We start from the raw sequence: 18,737 nt of genomic DNA, 5'->3' as shown, positions 1-18,737 counted from the left end.
TTTCTTGATCAAATCCTGTCAGGGCACTTTCGTGTCTGATTTCCTTAGATTATCTTATTTAAGCATAAAGCTGATACCTTCTTTGAAATACCTGGAGAAGCACAGGAACAGAATGATGATCGGCAAAGTCAGAATCACGGATGCCGCATACATAGGTCCCGGAAATGCTCCCATAGGTCTGAACTGTGTGGAAATCAGCACGTTTAACGTCTGCATCTGAATATTGGGCGCAATCAGCATATCCCACATCAGTTCCGACCACCTCTGCATGAAGATGGATAAAAATACAATGGTCGTTACCGATTTCGTCACCGGAAATGCGACGAAAAAGATGATCCGCAATTCTCCGGCGCCATCAATCTTCGCAGCTTCAAATACTTCATCCGGCAACGTCTTAAAGTAGTTGATATACATGAAAATAGCCCAGATGGAAATGCACATTGGAATGATCATGCCACCATATGTATTCGCCATGGATTTAGCAATCATATATCTGGGAACCAGGAGGATGATGGTCGGGAAAAACATCTGGAACAGAAGAGAGTCCATAATGAACCGGTCTCCCTTAAATTTCAGCTTACACACGGAATATCCGTTGCACAGACCAATAATGACCGAAATAATAGCAGTGGGGAATGCCACCAGAAATGAATTGACCAAGGCTCTGCCCCACATCATGGAATTCGTGGCCCCTCCTTTTCCAATCAGATATTCATAGCTCCTGAACGAAAACCCACGGGGAACCATCACCTTATCCACCTTGTCCCAGGCAGTAAAGGACTGGATCACCATATAATAGTAAGGGAACAAAGATATTGCCAGAAGCGCCAGGGTGACCGCCGTTATGATGCAGGTCTTTACGCCGAATTTCTTTTTTCTTCCCATCTTATCTCCTCCTTGTTATGTGCACTAATATAGACTTACCATCCAAATCTTCTGTTCAGCCGGTCTGTAACCCCATTGATAATCCTCAGAGTTATAAAAATCTGCACCGCACTGGCAATTGCCATGGCCGCACCATAGCCGGACTGGAATCTGGTAAAGGATGTATTGTAGATTTCCAACTGCCACGTGGTGGTGCTCATGCCTGGCCCCCCTCCTGTCAGCAGGTAAGGCTCAGTGAAAACTCCGAATGCCAGGCCGGTAGCCAGCACGATAACCGTGGTCAATGTAGGCATAATCATAGGAAGCGTAATATAGAGCAGCTTGTGAAGCCCTGTAGAGCCATCCAGCATTGCCGCTTCCGTCACGTCGTCTCCGATATTCTCGATTCCCGAAAGAATGAATAAGGCGTAATAGCCCGACATTTTCCAGATCACGATTCCGACCATAACGGCAAACGCATACCTCTGGTCTGTCAGCCAGTTTATAGTGAGATCAAAGTGCTCCCTCAAAAAAGCGTTAAACGCGGAATTGTAATTAAAGAAATACTTTACCACCACGCTGGTAGCAACTCCCGACGTCAGATAGGGGATAAAAAACAGCACCGCCACCAGGCCCTTGACCTTTTCCGGAAGGTTGGATACCAGAAGCGCTATGATCAGGCCGCCCAGAAAACACAGAAGCACAATGGGCAGGAGATAACGGTAGGAATTGATAAATGCCGCTCTGACCCGGGCATCTGAAAAAAGATTGGTAAAATTTTTTATTCCCACAAAGGTTTTTTTCTCGGCCATCAGATTCCAGTCCATCGTAGAAAGCCAGAATGCCCACAATAACGGAATCAGGAAAAAGATGAGGGAATAAATCAGATAAGGGGCATTGAGCAGCCACCCCATGACTCCGCTCTTCCTACTGCCCGTAATGCTTTTTCTCTTCATAAAAACCATTCTCCTTTTTTATGAGGAGACAGGAAACAGATCCTGCCTCCGAAAAGCCGCGTTATTCCAAACCTCCGGCCTGCTTCATGGCTTCCATGGCCGCTTCCACATAAGGGGTCGCATCCGGCGCATTCCCCGGTTCCGCATTCATCACTTCGTTCATATATGGCGCCGTCCCGTTTTCCGTCAACGCAGTCTGAATTTCAGTTACCTTTTCCGTGGCAATGCTGGGGATTGAATACGGCACTGCCTCCGCTAAAGCGGCAAGCTCCGGATACTCTTTCATGACATCCGCAAATGCTTCATTGTCATTTAAATCGCCCCGGACCGGGAGCATGGTGGTAGCGTTCAGCCAGTCTAAATCGGTCTGGGCTGAATTCTCTTTATTGTAAACCCATTTCACGAACTCCACCGCGCCCTTATGCTCTTCTTCACTGATGCTCTTATTATTGTAGAAAACCAGACCCTTGGAATCAGCGAAGTTATAGGGAACATCTCCTTCGTTCTTCACGATTGCCTGTCCATAGATGTAATCTTCTCCGTAAACCTTGTTATTTTCGCGATAAAGAGAAATCTCCCATGGCGCATTGATGGTCACCAGAACGGAGGGATTGGCTTCTGTCCAGATACTGGAAATCTCACCGGACTGAATGGAATTGCCGAACAGACCGATCAGCTCAAACGCTTCTATGGCTCCCTCTTTATCAAGCACCAGCTTATTGCCCTCTACCCATGGCTTACCGCCTGTTAACGCCTCATAAGGCATCTGGAAATCATACCATCTGTCCCACCACTGGTCCGGACGGGTTAAGGATGGACGGTAGAAGGAATGGGTCACTCCCATCTCTTTCATGGTATTGCCGCGCTGTGCAGCAAACTCTTTAATAACCACAGTTAATTCGTCCACAGTCTTGGGAGCTTCCTCAAATCCCAGAGCCTTGAGCGCCTTCATGTTCCACTGCCATATCATCGGATTGACATAGACCGGCAGGACATACTGCTTTCCGCCAATTGCCCAGTTTGTGATCGTTTCTTCCATCTTCCTGGCCCCGATCACTTCCTTAAACCACTCCTCCCCGGACAAATCATAGACTGCACCAGAGGCTGCAAGGGTTGCTGCAAATCCCCGGTTGATATTCTCAGAAACGGCCGGTACGGTTCCTGTTGCAATGGCGTTCTGAATCCCCGCTTCGGAAGATGGGGATTCCGGCATCTGCTGGACCCTGACCCCCACTTTTTTCCCGTCTATTGTAATCCCTGCTTCATTAAACGCCTGCGCCTTGGATTCCCAGAAATTATACTGAACCTGCTGTGGAGCCGTCCAAAATTCCACCGCAATCACTCCTTCTGAGCTGCTTCCATTTGCTGCCGCACTGTTTCCCCCTGATTTTCCGCATCCAGCCAGGACCGTTGCCGCCATTACCGCTGCTGTCACAATTGCCATTGCTCTCTTCATCTTCATACCCTCTTCTCCTTCTCTTCATTTTCATATTCGTCAAATGGATCATCTATTATTGCTTTCTGACCTTCAGCGTCGCCGACTCCGCAGTACAACTCCGCCTTTCCATTTCCAAGTCTTAACAATCCCCCAGAAAAAATGACGTCCTCCAGGTCCGGCCGCTTACTCGGTCCCGGTTGGAAATATTTCCGCTCTGCAATCATTTTCATGGGGCCGTACTCCCCGGTTTCCGGATCAAAGCAAAAGGCTGTAGAATAGTAATGCCGGTTTCCTTCCTCATCAAACCGCGCAATATGAGAAAGCACCCCGATTTTTCTTCCCCTTATACGGTGAAGCTGGTTTGCCCCTCCCCATTCCTCAGGCATGAACTGTTCTTCCATCAAAACGGCCTGATCCAGTTTCTCTGCGGTCAATTCCTCTAAACCATCAAGAAAACACCAGCCGATCTTTCCGCGGCCGCCCTTTTCTCCCTGGGGTCTTGTAAACGTCAGGATTCTTCCATCCTCCATTTCACAGAGCCGGATATCCTTCATCCGGTCGGGGCCGCTGGCAAACCGGGTCAAATTCCAAATCCCATCTCCCCTATAAAATACGGTTCTGTAATTCAGACGTCCCGGATTTTCTTCATCATCAAAGACTTCTACACCGCCAAGAATCAATTCACCCCTGATTCTTGTTACAAACGGGTCCTGAAGATGGATCGGTTCCGGTTCGGCTTCTACCCACTCACCGTCCCCTTCTTCAAAAAAACCGATTCTGGAGTATTCATTGTCTCTTGATTCCACTCTCCCTGCAATCCATGTTTTTCCATCTGACAAAAATGGAGAAGTGATATTATAGATGTCTTTTTTCTTCTGCCTGAGCACAAACTTTATTTTACTTGAATTTACTTGAATCTTCTTTTCGTCTAATTCAAGCTGCAATTCCCTGCAAGTCCGTATTGTTTTTGTCTTAAATTGTGATATATGCATGTTTTTCTCCCCCCTTTCCCTTTGGTTTTTTACACTTTTTGCTTATTTATTTTGTCTGTGGTTTTATACTATTCTTACTTTTACTTTAATTCAATTAATAGTTACTTGAATTATACAATCTATATCAGGGAATGAAGAGATTCGATTTCCAGAGCTGCTCCAAATACTTTCTGTTCCTGCCCCGTCATACCTTCTATGGGTTTTGGGGGAAAAGCCAATTCCTTCAGTGCTTGATTTATGTACAAAAAAAACGAGAGGCAGATGAATCCGCCTCTCAATAAAGATACAATCATATATACTTTTAAAAATTTACAAGATCAATCCCAGTGATTTCCATGTAGTTCTAAGTAACGGAACGGCCCTCAGGAAAACCGCATGAAATCACGCAGAAAGTTTCTTCCGCTTAACAAACAGATAAATCAATGCGGACATAGACGCCAGCATCAAGATGGCTGCAATCGACAAATCCCTGCTTTCTCCGGTCTTTGGCAGGCCATCCAGCGGAACAGCCTCGTCAAAGATCCACTGTCCGTCATCTCCCAGGATCCAGGTGCCCAGAGGGACGTCGCCGTCAGCTTGGGGTTCCAGCCGATTACCTGGATTGTGAGTTCCGGGGCTTGGAGCGGGAACAGGCCTAGGTGTGGATGCACCACCGGTTTCTTTGTTTCCGGAACTGCCGGTTTCGCTGCCGCCGTTGCCGGTTTCTCCTCCACCGGGTTCTCCTCCGCTATTGCCTCCGCCGCCTCCTGAGCTGGACAGAGTGGTAAAGGAAACTACGGTGCTTAAATACTCTCCGGTGTCGGTACTTAAACAGGTTTGCAGATAATACTTCGTATCCGGCGTAAGTCCAATGACTCCCTTTGTAACAGGTGCAGACTGATCATGATCCCATAAAACAGTTACGATACTGCCGGTAAGCTTGCCGGCCGCATCAGTCTGAGTGGAGTACTGAAATCTGCCGGACAGGAAAACATCACCGTCAAGGTAGTGGCCTGTGTTAATAAGCTCCGCACTGGTTTGAGTAACATTGACTGCGGAAGGTGTTCCAGCAAAAGGTGCCGGAAGAGAAACCAGCTTCACTGGCAGGACTGCGTTTGTGTTGACAGAGCCGATTTGCGGCAAATCGCCCGCCACCGTAACGACCGTTCCCAACGCGGTTCCTCCCATATTGTATGCGAAGATCTTGCTGTCCTCCGGATTCGTATTTCTCGTCGTATAAGCAAAACTGGTATAGTCCGCCGGAAGTTTTAAAGGACCGGTCTTCTGATTCGTATTGAAAATGCGAAACTCTGTTTCATTGTTGCGATCTACGGCTGAATGCATTCCGGAGAAATCGGGATTATCAAAATATACATTTACATAATATCCCACATCTCCGCCGATGCCGTTATTATTTCCCGAAGCATGAATCGCGGCAACATTACGCGCATATGCCTTTACAACCACTGCGCTGCCGATATGGATGTTTGCAGGATTGCCATTTGTGCCGCCACCGATTCCGGCCCCCTCATATGCACCACCTGTTGCTTCAACAACTGCATTACCGGAGATGGTAATCGTACCGCCGTCGCCCTCATAGCCGCCACCGATTCCTGCTCCTGCCCAACTGCTCTTTGCATCGACAACTGTATCATCGGAGATGGTAATCGTACCGCCAGCACCGTAATAGCCGCCGCCGATTCCTGCTCCAAATAAAATGCTTTTGGCGGTAACAGCTACCCTATCAGAAATGGTAATGGTGCCACCGGCACCACTATCGCCCCCGCCGATTCCTGCTCCAAATTCACCACCCGTTGCATTAACAACTGCATCACCAGAGATGGTAATCGTACCGCCAGCACCACCATAGTCGCCGCCGATTCCCGCTCCAGTCCAACCGCCCGTTGCATTAACATTTGCCCTATCAGAAATGGTAATCGTGCTGCCGGCACCACTACAGCCCCCGCCGATTCCTGCTCCATACGGGCCCGTTACATCAACAACTGCATCATCACAGATGGTAACCGTACCGCCAGCGCCACCAAAGCCGGCTCCGATTCCTGCTCCATAAAAATCGCCTTTTGCGGTAACAACTGCCTTATCAGAAATAATGATCGTACCGCCGGCACCGTAATAGCCGCCGCCGATTCCCGCCCCCAACTCTCCTCCTATGGCTTCAAGCTTTCCGTCACCGCTAATGTTGATTTCTGTCCCGGCAGAAACGCTTAAGCCTGCAGTATTCGTAAATCCAATTCCTTGAGACTTCAAGGTATTCATTCCCTCAAGAATGAGCGTTAACCTTGCATTGTTTTGAAGCTCAAAAGCCGGCTCATCATTGGCTTCTATATGAAGATCCTTAATCATAATCTGTGTATCTGCGCCATTCTCCACTACAATTCTTCTAGTGGCGGAGGTTCCGGTAAGAACATATTCATTGCCCGTTGCACTCCCAGTGAAAGACAATATATCATTGTTAAAGATATAACCGTTGCCGCTTCCTGAAACAGTTTCAATGTCGATCTCAATAGGAAACGAATCCAGTAAATCCAGTTCAAGAAGGTCAGGATCTTCCGTCGGCTCCTCCTCTGCTGAAGCTTCTGCTTCTGCTGTCTCTACTTCTGCTGCCTCTGATGTCTCTGATGCCTCTGTTTCTGCTGCCTCTGCCTCTGATGCCCCTGTTTCTGCTGCATCTGTTTCTGCTGTCTCTGTTTCTGCTGCCCCTGTTTCTGCTGCCTCTGTTTCTGCTGTCTCTGTTTCCGCTGCCTCTGATTCTGACCCTCCTGCAGATATGACCTCCTGCTCTTCTGCCGCTTGTTCCTCCACCGACGGACTTTCTATTACAGTCTCGCTCCCAGATAGCGAAAATTTTTCTGCCGATTCGTCCAATGCGAATGCTGCTGCGGGAAATATGAGTATCAGCAAATACACAGCCAAAAGCAGTGATAGCACCTTTTTTATTTTCATAGCATTCCTCCTAGCATATTAAAGCACTTTGAAACGATAAGTATAGATTGAGAATTAAGAAATTGATTTAAAATGTACTTAATAAGGCTTTTCATGTAGCGATTTTTTCTTCTGACTGATTCCTGTGGCTGATTCCCGGCATTCTCAAAATCGTCAAATAATGCAGTCAACACTTGAAACAAAAAACTTCACAAACAATGTCATCGCGAAGTCACACCTCACTCTTATGCCATGCCTTTTTTTATTTCAAACCTGTTATACACTATTTTTTTGCGATATGAAAAATTTCCTATAAAGTAAAAAAGGCCAGCCATTTATAGTTGGCTGACCTGTAAATTTTAATGAATTATTGAAAAACTTTCCTGCATCATCAGCACCACATCCATATGAACAGCGCACCGAAATGGTTATACAAAATGCCATATGGTGACAACATTGTGGTAAGGCAAAACAGTGACATTACAGAAACAAGTACCCACAAAGAACTGATTTCCAAAGACGGTGTTTATGCTGATATTTATAACAGTCAGTTTTCAGGCAAAACAGCATAAATTGTTCCGGTCTTAAAATTACGAAATGACCGTAATTATATAGCCATATGCGCGGGATTTTCCCGGCAGGAAGCTGACCCCATTTCTTTTTTCTTCAAGCCGGTCAATAAGAATATTCTGCCGCCAACCGCCAAGGCTTCCTGTAAAATTCTTCAATGCGCAAAAGCTCATTGTATTTGGCGGTGCACTCCCCTCTGCAGGGTGCGCCGCTTTTCACATAGTCGGCACGGACAGCCGCAGCCATATCGGAAATGAAAGACTCCTCCGTATCCCTGACATCACTGGCAATGATCACCTTATGCCCGGCTTTCCTCGCCTTTTCCACCATTTCCAGTGCCCCGGTAACGGTCCCTGCCTGTTCCATGCGGATGATCGTGGCGTTAGCTGCAGTAAAATCATCGGATACCATGAGAGTACGATGCTCCAGCAGACTCATCATTTGTCTTCTACCCTCTAAGTCCGCTTTCCACAGTCCGTTCATGACCGCACAAATGGGAAATCCGTCCGCCAGCCTCATGTAATAGGCAATCATATCCTTTTGCTCCCTGTTGATGGAGATTCCGCCTTTTTTACTTTCTTTTGAAAAACAGTAAGTCCCATCTTCCTTTACATATAGCCGGTCCGCCCCTGCATTGATGGCCACCAGCACATCAGTCCCCGGTTTATATCCCGTAAGCTTAAAGGAATCCATTAAGTAGTGGAGCGCTTCCTCTGAATTTTTCATATCCGGCTCAAAGCCGCCGCCGTCTCCCGTGGAGGTACTTAGCCCGCTCATGGATAAAAGCCTTTTTAAGGTCTGATAAATTTCCACCCCCATACGAAGCCCTTCTGAATAAGACCGGGCTCCCTGAGGCACGATCATGATCTCATGAAAATCAAGACCTTTATCTCCGCCGCCTCCGCTTATCATGCTCATCATGGGAACCGGCATCACCGGAGCAGAAGTGCCTCCCAGATAACGGTAAAGAGGAAGGCCAAGTCCCGCGCCTGCCGCCCTTGCAACGGCCATGGATAAAGCCAGAATTCCTTGATTTCCGTTTTTTTCCGCTCCGCTCTCCTCTGCTGCCTGCAAAAGCATCCGGTCTATTTTTCCCTGATCCGATGCATCCTCAAATAATATGATTTCCGAAAGCCGGTCATTGACGGTGTCTGCCAGTTCTTCTGCCCTGCCTGTGTTTCCCAGAGAAACTGCCGCCCTTCCATGTGCGCCGTTTTCCAGCACCACCTCGGCTTCAATCCCGGGATATCCCCAGGAATCCCGGACTGTCCTTGCTGTTACTTCTATAATATCAAGTTCGTTTAACATTGTTTTGCCTCCCTGCCTTTTCTTGCATTCTTACCGTAAGGATTGACGGAATTTACCATATCCATGCAAGTACAGAGAAAAAAATGCCAGGATGAATTCGCCTTTCATCCTGACATCTTTCCTAATTAATTATCCATAAAAAGCTCTTATGCCCGAAGTTCAATTCCCAGTCCCTGTAATCCGTTAAGAATCTTCTTCATCACAGTAAGAACCTCCTGCTCCTCCAAAGTGTGGTCTCCTGCGCGGAAGGTGATGGAATAGGCAACGGACTTATATCCTGATAAAATCTGTGATCCTTCATAAATATCAAAAAGCTCATAGCTTTCCAATATTTTTCCGCCCCGCTGTTCAATAACCTCTTCAATCTGCCCAACCAGGATTTCCTTGGGAACCACCATGCTGATATCTCTGGTAACAGCCGGATATTTTGCAATTCCGGTGTACTTCCGGTCAAAGCTGGTGAACGGAATCATGGATGGCATATCAATCACAGCCACATAGGCCCGGTCTCCGATCTTGTAATTGTCAGCTACCTCCGGATGGACTTCTCCCAGATATCCAATGGTCACTCCATCATAAACAATATCTGCCTGTCTTCCCGGGTGAAGGAATGTTTTTCCGCTCTTTGGATCATAATGTGGCTTTTTGTGCATTCCCGTTTTATCGAAAAATTCTTCAATGACGCCCTTCATATGGAAGAAATCACCGTCTCCGTAAAAGCCCAGGGTAAACTGCATTCTTTCATCAGGAAGCTCGGTTAAAGGAAGCGCCTTTGGAAGATAAATATTAGCCAGCTCATAAAGGCGGACATTCTTATTCCGGCGGTTATAATTGGTGGATAAAGAATTTAACAATCCATGAAGTGGAGAGGTCCTCATAACGCTGAAATCCTCTCCCAGAGGATTTAAAATATTCACCGCCACACGGAGGGGGCTGTCCTTTGGAATCAAAAGCCGGTCAAATACCTTGGGGCTTTCAAAGGAATAAGTCATTCCCTGGGAGAATCCGCAGAATTCCGCCACTTCTCTTGCCACCTCTTCCACCCTTAATTTATAGGACAGCTTACCGGTGGTTGCCTCGCCTGTTGGCAGGGATACAGGGATCTTGTCATATCCGAAGAATCTGGCAACCTCCTCCGCAAGATCGGCCATACAGTCTAAATCCTGGCGGAAGGTGGGAATAAGGATCTCACCGGCAGCCTCGTCATATCCCAAATCCAGCTTTTTAAAGTATCCCAGCATTGTTTCCGGTTGGATCTCTGTTCCCAGAAGCCTGTTCATTTTTTCCGGCTCAAAAGGAAGTCTTTTTCCTTCTCTCTTTTCTGGATAAATGTCGATCATTCCCCCTACGACTTTTCCTGCTCCCAGCTCTTCGATTAACTGGCAGGCGCGGTTGATCGCCTCTTCTGCATTGTTAGGATCAAGGCCCTTTTCAAATTTACCGGAAGCATCCGTTCTTAATCCCACTTTTTTGGAGGAAAGACGGATATTGGTTCCATCAAAGCAGGCGCTTTCAAATACCATGGTCTTCACCTCATCGGTGATCTTGGAGTTCTCTCCCCCCATGATACCGGCAATCCCCACCGCCTTTTCCCCATCATTGATCATGAGAACCGCGCTGTCCAGCTTTCTCTCCTGTCCGTCAAGGGTCTGGAAAGTATCCCCTTCTTTGGCGCATTTTACAACGATCTCATGATTTACAAGGAGATCATAATCAAATGCATGCATGGGCTGGCCATACTCTTCCATCACATAGTTGGTAATGTCAACGATATTATTAATGGGGCGGATTCCGCATGCTGCCAGACGTCTCTGCATCCAGGCCGGAGAAGGAGCAAGCCTTATATTTTTCACCATTCTGGCACAATAACGGGGGCAGAGGCGGCTGTTCTCCACGGTCACCTTCAAATAATCATTGATATCCTCCCCGTTGCCTGTAGCGGCCACTACCGGCGGCACAAAGGGGTTATGAAAGGTTGCAGCCGCTTCCCTTGCAATTCCTATGACACTGTAACAGTCCACACGGTTTGAGGTGATTTCGTATTCAAATACGGAATCATGTAAGCCCAGCACTTCAATGGCGTCAGCACCTGTTTTTGTATCCTCAGGCAGAATGTAAATTCCGCTTTCCGGAGCATCCGGATACATTTCATTGGAAAATCCCAATTCCTCGATGGAGCACATCATGCCGCAGGATTCGATTCCTCTCAGCTTTCCCTTTTTGATCCGGATTCCTTCTTCCGGAAGGGGACCGCCGTCATGGCCTCCTGCCACTTTTCCTCCATCCAATACCACAGGAACCTTATCTCCTATTTTTACATTGGATGCGCCTGTAACGATCTGGACGGTTTCCGTTCCAACGTCAACCTGGCAGATGATTAACTTATCCGCATCCGGATGGCGCTCAATGGATAATATCTGTCCAACTACGATTTTTTCTAAGTTTTTATCCAGGCATTCATAGCCCTCAACCTTTGATCCGGTAAGCGTCATGGCATCCGTGTATTCCTGAGCCGCTACATCTAAATCCGGAACATATGCTTTAATCCATGATAATGGTGTATTCATTGATCTATCTCCCTTTCCCTAAAACTGCTTTAAGAATCTGATATCGTTCTCATATAATAATCTCATGTCATCAATTTCATATTTTAACAGGGCAATACGCTCCAATCCAACACCGAATGCAAAGCCGGAATATTCGTCCGGATCAATTCCGCTCATTGTCAGCACGTTTGGATGAACCATGCCGCAGCCCAGGATCTCAATCCAGCCGGAGCCTTTACAGAAACGGCAGCCTTTTCCCCCGCATTTAAAGCAGGTAACATCCATTTCCGCGCTTGGCTCTGTAAATGGGAAATGGTGAGGACGGAATTTCACTTTTGTTTCCAGTCCAAAAAGCTCTCTTGCGAATTCTGCCAGGGTTCCCTTTAAATCCGCAAATGTGATATTTTTATCAATTACCAGTCCTTCGATCTGGTGGAAGGAAGGAGAATGGGTGGCGTCCACCTCATCGGAACGGAATACCCGGCCCGGAGCCAGCATGCGGATGGGCAGCCTGCCCTTTTCCATGGTACGCACCTGGACCGGTGATGTCTGGCTTCTTAATACGATGTTGTCACTGATATAAAAGGTATCCTGTTCATCTCTTGCCGGATGATTTTTGGGTATATTTAATTTTTCAAAATTATAGGAATCGTATTCCACCTCCGGCCCTTCGATGACCTCATATCCCATGCCAATGAAGATTCTCTCAACCTCTTCCAGGGCTATGGTATTAGGGTGGGTGTGACCTACCTTGTTCCGTTTAGCAGGAAGTGTTACATCAATCACTTCCTTTTTCAGTTGTTCCTCCCTGGCCATTTTTTGGAGAACGGACATGGCCTCTTCTAATTTTCCCTCGATCAAAGCCCTGGCGTCATTGACCATCTGGCCCACCTTTGGCCTGTCTTCCGGGTCAACATCCTTCATGCTCTTTAATACACTGGTCAGCTCGCCCTTTTTTCCAAGATAAGCAACCCTGATGTCATTAAGTTTTTCCAGAGCATCCGAAGCTTCAATCTGCTTCAATGCTTCCTGTTTGATTTTTTCTAATTGATCTTTCATCCTGCTCTCCTTCTTTCATGATCAAATTTTGTTTTCGCCCGCTTTAACGTCAAAATGCACTAAAAAAAGCTCCGCCCCAAAAAGGGACGAAGCTATATTCGCGGTACCACCCTCATTCCTGTGTGTGACACAGGCACTCGGTATACATAACGTGTACGGACGTCATGACTTACCCGCCAGACCGGCAGCCAAAGCTGTCTTCTGGTTTCAATCATGCTGCTTCGGTGGGAAATTCAATCTCTTATCTGAACTTAAAAGGGCTTGCAGCCGATGGCCCCTTCTCTCTGGAAGAAAATAAGGATTTACTGACACCTTCATTGCATTTGATATTTTTAATTGTAACGTTAGGTACCATTGTAATAACGGATGTTCAAAATGTCAAGGATTATTTTTATATGGCTTATCTCAAAAGGAAATAAAAGGCCGCAATAACAACTGCGATTACAGCAATACTGACCGCCGCAGAAATATAAGGGTTCCTGTCATGGGAAACCTTTACTGTATCAAAGTCATCATCATCATAACGGCTTTTGCCTGTCACCGGCTTTTTGGGCTCGCTCTCCGGCTTGTGCAGTTGTTTCTCTATTTTCATACGGAGCAGCACCTCTTCATTTGCTATGTGATTGCAATAAGGGCAGTAAATATTGTTGTTATCATCAGGAATCTGATTCCCGCAGTGCGGACATACTTTCATGATTTTCCAGGAACTGTGGACGTAAAAACAGTTCCTTTATCCCCCTCTCCACCATTTAGTATTTATAATTATACTATATTTTCATTATTTTTTCAATCACTTCCCTTTTCTGAAGCTTAAGAGAAATGGGACCATCCGTCTGTTTTCTTTTCTCAAATGGCATCCTTATAGGATTCTTCCAGGATGCGCTTAAACTCAAGGAGTATCTCATATGTTTCCGCCCTTTTTTCCAGGTGCTCAATAAAAACATCAATATATTCCTTATCTTCCGCTCTTTTAACTTTTTCAACCTGAACCTTTTCTTTTTCTTTTTTATAAAAATGAACCAACAAAATCAGGAGTGCACTTTCAATAAGCAATGCACCCATCAATATGATATCTAAAAAACTCATTTTTTCCCCCTGTTCTTTAAAACATAACATATAACAATTATTTTCACTGCCTTTTACAGAAACTGTATCTTAAAAACTCACCCATAATCCCTTCCCTGATCCGTATACTGCAACGGGATTCTTGCGGGCCTGAAAGAGGCAGTTTCCCTGACATTCATCGTGATTTCAGACATGTTTCTACCGCCTTTGTAAAGTTCTTTTTGTATTGAATATCGAACTTTATAGGAGATTTCATAATAAGAAAAAAGAATAGCGCCAGAAAAGCATATCCCGGATATGTTTTTGGCGCTGTTTGTCAGCTTTTTCATCTGAGTTACACAGCAAACTGGCTATTATAAAGCCGCGCATAAAAACCGTTTTGGGAAATCAGGCTTTCATGCGTTCCCTGTTCGATGATATGGCCATCCCGCATTACCAGTATCACATCCGCTTCCCTGATGGTAGAAAGCCGGTGGGCAACAATAAAGCTGGTCCGGCCCTCCATCATTTTTCCAAAAGCCTTCTGTATCTTTATTTCGGTTCTGGTATCAATGGAAGAAGTTGCTTCGTCAAGGATCAGCATGGGAGGAAGGCACAGCATGACTCTGGCAATACATAAAAGCTGCTTCTGACCCTGGGATAAGTTCCCGCCGTCTTCCGATATGACGGTGTCATATCCCTCAGTCATTCGCCTGATAAAGCCGTGGGCATGGGCTTCCTTTGCCGCCAGGATGATCTCTTCCTCCGATGCATCCGGCTTTCCATATGCGATATTGTCACGGATAGTCCCGGATTTCAGCCACGTTTCCTGAAGCACCATGCCGTAATTGGTCCTTAAACTCTGCCTTGTCATATGGCGCACATCTGTCCCATCCACCCGGATAGAACCGGAAGTCACATCATAAAAACGCATGAGAAGATTGATTACCGTGCTTTTTCCGCAGCCGGTGGGGCCTACGATGGCGATCCTCTGGCCCGGCAGTACCTTTAGATTCATATCTTCGATTAAAGGAATCTCCGGATTATAGGAAAAGTACATATGCTCCAGGGAGATTTCACCCCTTGCATTGCAAAGCACAGCAGCGTCAGAATCCTCCGGCACCTGAGGCTCCTGGTCAATCAATTCAAACACCCGTGCCGCAGAGGCCAGGGCATTTTGAAGTTCTGTGACCACTCCTGATATTTCATTAAAGGGCTTTGTATACTGATTGGCATAGCTTAAGAAGCTGGCAAGCTGGCCAACGGATAAAAGTCCCTTTACAGCAGCAAAGGCGCCTGCAATTCCTACGCTGGCATAAACAAGGCTGTTTACAAAGCGCGTGGCCGGATTTGTGATGGATGAAAAAAATGTGGCTTTAAGGCTCCACAGGCGTAAATCCTCATTGATGGTTTCAAACTGTTCCTGGGCATCATCTTCATGGCAGAAAGCCTGCACCACCTTCTGGTTCCCCAGCATCTCTTCCACAAGAGAAGTCAGTTCTCCCCTGGTCTGGGACTGCATCTTGAACATCCGGTAGGTCCTTCTTGCAATAAAACTGGCAACGAACAGGGAAACAGGCGTCACCACCACCACCACAATGGCTATAGCCGGGTTCATGGAAAACATGAAAAACAGAGTTCCAAAAATAGTCAGGACTCCGGTAAAAAGCTGTGTAAAGCCCATTAACAGCCCATCGGAAAACTGATCAATATCCGCAATGATCCTGTTTATCATATCTCCGTGAGAATGAGAGTCAATATATTTTAAAGGCAGGATTTCCAGCTTATTAAATGCCTGGGTCCTGATATCCTTTACCACCCGGTAGGTCACCAGATTATTGATATGGCTCATAAGCCACTGGGATGCTGCCGTTATGGCTATGATGATTCCGATTTGCCTTAAAATCTTCCACATGCCGGGAAAATCAACGGTTCCTGTTCCAGCAATACAGTCAATGGCCCGGCCTATGAGGATGGGAACGTATAAGGTCAGAAGGACTGTGACAAAGGCACAGGCCAGGGAAGCAAAGACTCCCCATTGATACCGGCCGATGCAGCCAAGGATCCGTTTGACGGTGGATCTGTATTTTTTCATATCCATGTTATTGTACCTCCTCTTCTGACAACTGGGATAAACAGATTTCCCGGTAAACCTCACAGGAAGCAAACAGCGCCTTATGATCTCCCCAGCCTGCCATCTGCCCGTCATCTAAAACCAGGATCTTGTCCGCGTTTTTAATGGTGGTAGCTCTCTGGGATACAAGGAATACGGTCATGTCTCTGGTGTTTTGTTTTATTGCCATTCTCAGCTTTGCATCGGTAGCAAAATCCAGGGCAGAAGCGCTGTCATCCATAATAAGAATCTGAGGGTCTTTTACCAAAGCCCTGGCAATGGCAAGTCTCTGCTTCTGCCCGCCGGAAAGGTTTTTCCCGCCAGCCTGGATCATGAGCTCCAGTCCCTGACCCTTTTCCTCTACGAAATCCTTTGCCTGGGCGATGGCAAGAGCCTGGTAAATCTCCTCATCCGTGGCATTCTTTTTCCCCCACTTCATATTATCCCGAAGGGTTCCCTTAAAAAGCACTGCCTTTTGAGGCACAATGCCCACCAGCTCCCTCAACTGCTTCAAAGGATATTGTTTTACATCAACTCCTCCCACCTTTACGGAGCCCGAACTGACATCATAAAACCTGGGGATCAGATTTACCAGGGTAGTCTTGCCGGAGCCTGTCCCGCCGATGATCCCAATGGTCTCTCCCCTCATGACCTTTATGGATATGCCGCTTAAGGCCGCCTCTTTTGCCCCTCCATAAGTAAAAGACATATGGTCAAATTCCACTTTTGGTGCGCCTGGCTCCTCTTCCACAGCCTTGTGAACGGTTTCCACGATTCCCGGTTCCTGTTCAAGCACAGCGTTTATACGGCTCCCACAGGCCAGGGATTTTGAGATCGTGATGATTAAGTTTGCCAGTTTTACAAGCTCCACTAAAATCTGGGACATGTAATTTACCAAAGCAACCACAGCCCCCTGGGTGATGATGCCTCCTTGGACCTGTCCGGCACCGGTATTTATAAGAACGATGATCCCTACGTTGATCATTACATAGGTAAGGGGATTCATTAAAGCTGAAATTTTTCCTACAAATACCTGAAAGCGAACGAGAAGGCCGTTTTCCTCATCAAACCGCCGGATCTCATCGTTTTGACGGGCAAAGGCACGGATGACACGGACGCCTTCAAGATTCTCCCTGACAGTCAGAAGTACCTGGTCCAATTGTCTCTGCACCTTTTTATACAGTGGGATGCTAAGCAGCATAATGCCAAATACTACCAGGGAAAGAAGGGGAATCAGGACCGCAAAAACAAAAGCTGCCCTGACATTGATGGTAAATGCCATGATCATGGCCCCGCACACCACAAAGGGAGAACGCAGAAACAAACGAAGGAACAAGTTCACACCCGACTGAACCTGATTGGCATCGCTGGTGATCCGGGTGATCAGTGTCGCGGTTCCAATGGAATCGATCTCCTGGTAGGAAAGCCTGTTTATATGGGCAAACAGATCATTCCGCAGGGCAGTGCCGAAGCCCGCCGCTGCCTTTGCCGCAAAATACTGGGCCGTAATAGAACAGACAAGACCTATGATACCCAGCAGTACCAGGAATCCGCCCATCTTAAATATATAGGGCATGTCCTGGGATTTGATCCCCACATCAATGACCTTTGCCATTACAAGAGGCACCAATAGTTCAAAGCAGGCTTCCAAAAGCTTAAATAACGGCCCCATAACGCTTTCTCTTTTATAGTCTTTCAGATATTTCAGGAGTTTTTTCATCCTAATTCCTCCCCAATTAAAAATTCACACTTTTTTGATACAGCATATTGTAACATTATATCATTTCAGTATAATATTACAATATATAAATATGAAATAGAGGATATCCCAATGTGCCTGAATCCATCAGAAAAACATCAGAGCACACCAATCTCGTTTACCGGGAAATCGACTCTGAAGATACTGTAACCAGAATGGCTGCCGTTTATAAGAAAAACGGCTATGTTTCAATCATAGCCAGGGAATTTGTTTCCTATTTCGGAGCGCTGATGTCTCTTGCCTAATCAAAAAGGCTTAACTGGGTCACCTCATAGTTCTTTTTGTATCCATGGATAATGTCTTTCATCCGGTATAAGATTCCGTACCCTTCGCACTCCTTGGAAAATACCTGCCACAGCTTCCTTGCCCTTGGACTTGTGCATTCATAACTGTTTCCATAGCTTTTAATATATTGGGAAACCAGATCTCTTTGAGGAAACAGCTCCTTAAGGGAATCAAAATACCATTCTCTTTGATTGTTCCGCAGGGTTACGCCAAAAGCAGGATAAATGAAACAGGCCCCTGTATCATGGGCTGCTTTTACAATGGAACGGATATTTTCCTCACTATCCTCCAGAAACGGAAGCACCGGCATTAATAAGATTCCTGCAAATATGCCGTTTGCTCTTAAACTCTCAATCAAATCCAGCCGCTCCGTGGGGCTGGACACATGGGGTTCAATTTTTTTCGCCAGACCGTCATCAATAGTGGTAACAGTCACCTTGCACAAAACAGGGGAATGCTCCTTGATCCCTTTGAGAATGTCCATATCCCGCTTAAGAAGAGCGCTTTTTGTGGCAACTGCCGCCCCAAAACCGTATGCATCAATAAGCTCAAGGGCATGCCTTGTCAATTCAAGCTCTCGTTCAAAGGGATTATAGGGATCGCTCATGGCTCCTGTTCCCACAACGCCGGTTTTTACCTTGCGCCTTAAATCATCCCGGATGATCCGAAGGGCATCCTCCTTCACCCGTACCGTGTCAAAATCCTGGATCCTGTAACAATCCGAACGGCTGTCGCAATAAATGCAGCCATGGCAGCACCCTTTATAAATATTCATATTGTAATCAATGCCAAACCACTGGGAGCCTTTTGTTTTGGTCACTATGGTCTTTGCAGGAATATATTCCATCCGTTTTCATTCCTTTCCTCACTGCCCATCCTGA

The 18,737-nt window shown here is 46.5% G+C and carries 14 protein-coding genes and 1 other annotated feature; of the genes, 1 reads left to right on the top strand and 13 read right to left on the bottom strand.

What is annotated here, in order from left to right; translation table 11 throughout:
- Positions 1-54 precede the first annotated feature (54 nt).
- From ACYVD3_RS24575 to ACYVD3_RS24520, 12 genes are all read right to left on the bottom strand, one after another.
- The gene (locus ACYVD3_RS24575; protein ID WP_460645134.1) at positions 55-885 is read right to left on the bottom strand and encodes a carbohydrate ABC transporter permease; all 831 of its coding nucleotides are present in this window, start codon (positions 883-885) and stop codon (positions 55-57) included.
- Between the two features lie 35 nt (positions 886-920).
- Positions 921-1,820: a carbohydrate ABC transporter permease gene (locus ACYVD3_RS24570; protein WP_460645133.1), complete on the bottom strand. Its 900-nt coding sequence runs from the start codon at positions 1,818-1,820 to the stop codon at positions 921-923.
- Between the two features lie 61 nt (positions 1,821-1,881).
- Complete coding sequence (locus ACYVD3_RS24565; protein ID WP_460645132.1) at positions 1,882-3,282, bottom strand: ABC transporter substrate-binding protein; 1,401 nt, start codon at positions 3,280-3,282, stop codon at positions 1,882-1,884.
- Positions 3,279-4,250 carry a DUF1861 family protein gene (locus tag ACYVD3_RS24560; RefSeq protein ID WP_460645131.1) on the bottom strand — a complete coding sequence of 324 codons (972 nt, stop codon included), beginning with the start codon at positions 4,248-4,250 and terminating at the stop codon, positions 3,279-3,281. The genes ACYVD3_RS24565 and ACYVD3_RS24560 overlap by 4 nt, the downstream gene beginning before the upstream one ends.
- 381 nt (positions 4,251-4,631) lie before the next feature.
- Positions 4,632-7,193 (bottom strand): LPXTG cell wall anchor domain-containing protein, encoded by a 2,562-nt coding sequence (locus ACYVD3_RS24555; protein WP_460645130.1) that lies wholly within the window; start codon positions 7,191-7,193, stop codon positions 4,632-4,634.
- A gap of 654 nt (positions 7,194-7,847) precedes the next feature.
- A complete protein-coding gene (locus ACYVD3_RS24550; RefSeq protein WP_460645129.1) occupies positions 7,848-9,050 on the bottom strand; it encodes a phosphopyruvate hydratase family protein in 1,203 nt (400 codons plus the stop codon).
- Between the two features lie 146 nt (positions 9,051-9,196).
- Entirely contained in the window at positions 9,197-11,617 is a 2,421-nt protein-coding gene (pheT, locus tag ACYVD3_RS24545) for a phenylalanine--tRNA ligase subunit beta (RefSeq protein WP_460645128.1), read from the bottom strand.
- 18 nt (positions 11,618-11,635) lie between these two features.
- Positions 11,636-12,655: a phenylalanine--tRNA ligase subunit alpha gene (pheS, locus tag ACYVD3_RS24540; protein WP_460645127.1), complete on the bottom strand. Its 1,020-nt coding sequence runs from the start codon at positions 12,653-12,655 to the stop codon at positions 11,636-11,638.
- A gap of 79 nt (positions 12,656-12,734) precedes the next feature.
- Positions 12,735-12,982 (bottom strand) — a binding site (T-box leader).
- A gap of 73 nt (positions 12,983-13,055) precedes the next feature.
- Entirely contained in the window at positions 13,056-13,247 is a 192-nt protein-coding gene (locus ACYVD3_RS24535; RefSeq protein WP_460645126.1) for a hypothetical protein, read from the bottom strand.
- Between the two features lie 254 nt (positions 13,248-13,501).
- Entirely contained in the window at positions 13,502-13,741 is a 240-nt protein-coding gene (locus tag ACYVD3_RS24530) for a hypothetical protein (RefSeq protein ID WP_460645125.1), read from the bottom strand.
- A 313-nt stretch (positions 13,742-14,054) separates the two neighbouring features.
- A complete protein-coding gene (locus tag ACYVD3_RS24525) occupies positions 14,055-15,800 on the bottom strand; it encodes an ABC transporter ATP-binding protein (protein WP_460645124.1) in 1,746 nt (581 codons plus the stop codon).
- A 1-nt stretch (position 15,801) separates the two neighbouring features.
- A complete protein-coding gene (locus ACYVD3_RS24520; protein ID WP_460645123.1) occupies positions 15,802-17,532 on the bottom strand; it encodes an ABC transporter ATP-binding protein in 1,731 nt (576 codons plus the stop codon).
- A 113-nt stretch (positions 17,533-17,645) separates the two neighbouring features.
- Between ACYVD3_RS24520 and ACYVD3_RS24515 the strand changes: the two genes are divergently transcribed.
- Positions 17,646-17,816 (top strand): hypothetical protein, encoded by a 171-nt coding sequence (locus tag ACYVD3_RS24515; RefSeq protein ID WP_460645122.1) that lies wholly within the window; start codon positions 17,646-17,648, stop codon positions 17,814-17,816.
- Here the strand turns inward: ACYVD3_RS24515 and ACYVD3_RS24510 are convergent.
- Positions 17,813-18,703, bottom strand: a complete 891-nt coding sequence (locus tag ACYVD3_RS24510; RefSeq protein WP_460645121.1) for an SPL family radical SAM protein — start codon at positions 18,701-18,703, stop codon at positions 17,813-17,815. The genes ACYVD3_RS24515 and ACYVD3_RS24510 overlap by 4 nt on opposite strands.
- Positions 18,704-18,737: the final 34 nt, after the last annotated feature.

The organism is Lacrimispora brassicae, from assembly GCF_054772055.1.
This window is presented reverse-complemented; position numbering and strand designations above follow the sequence as displayed.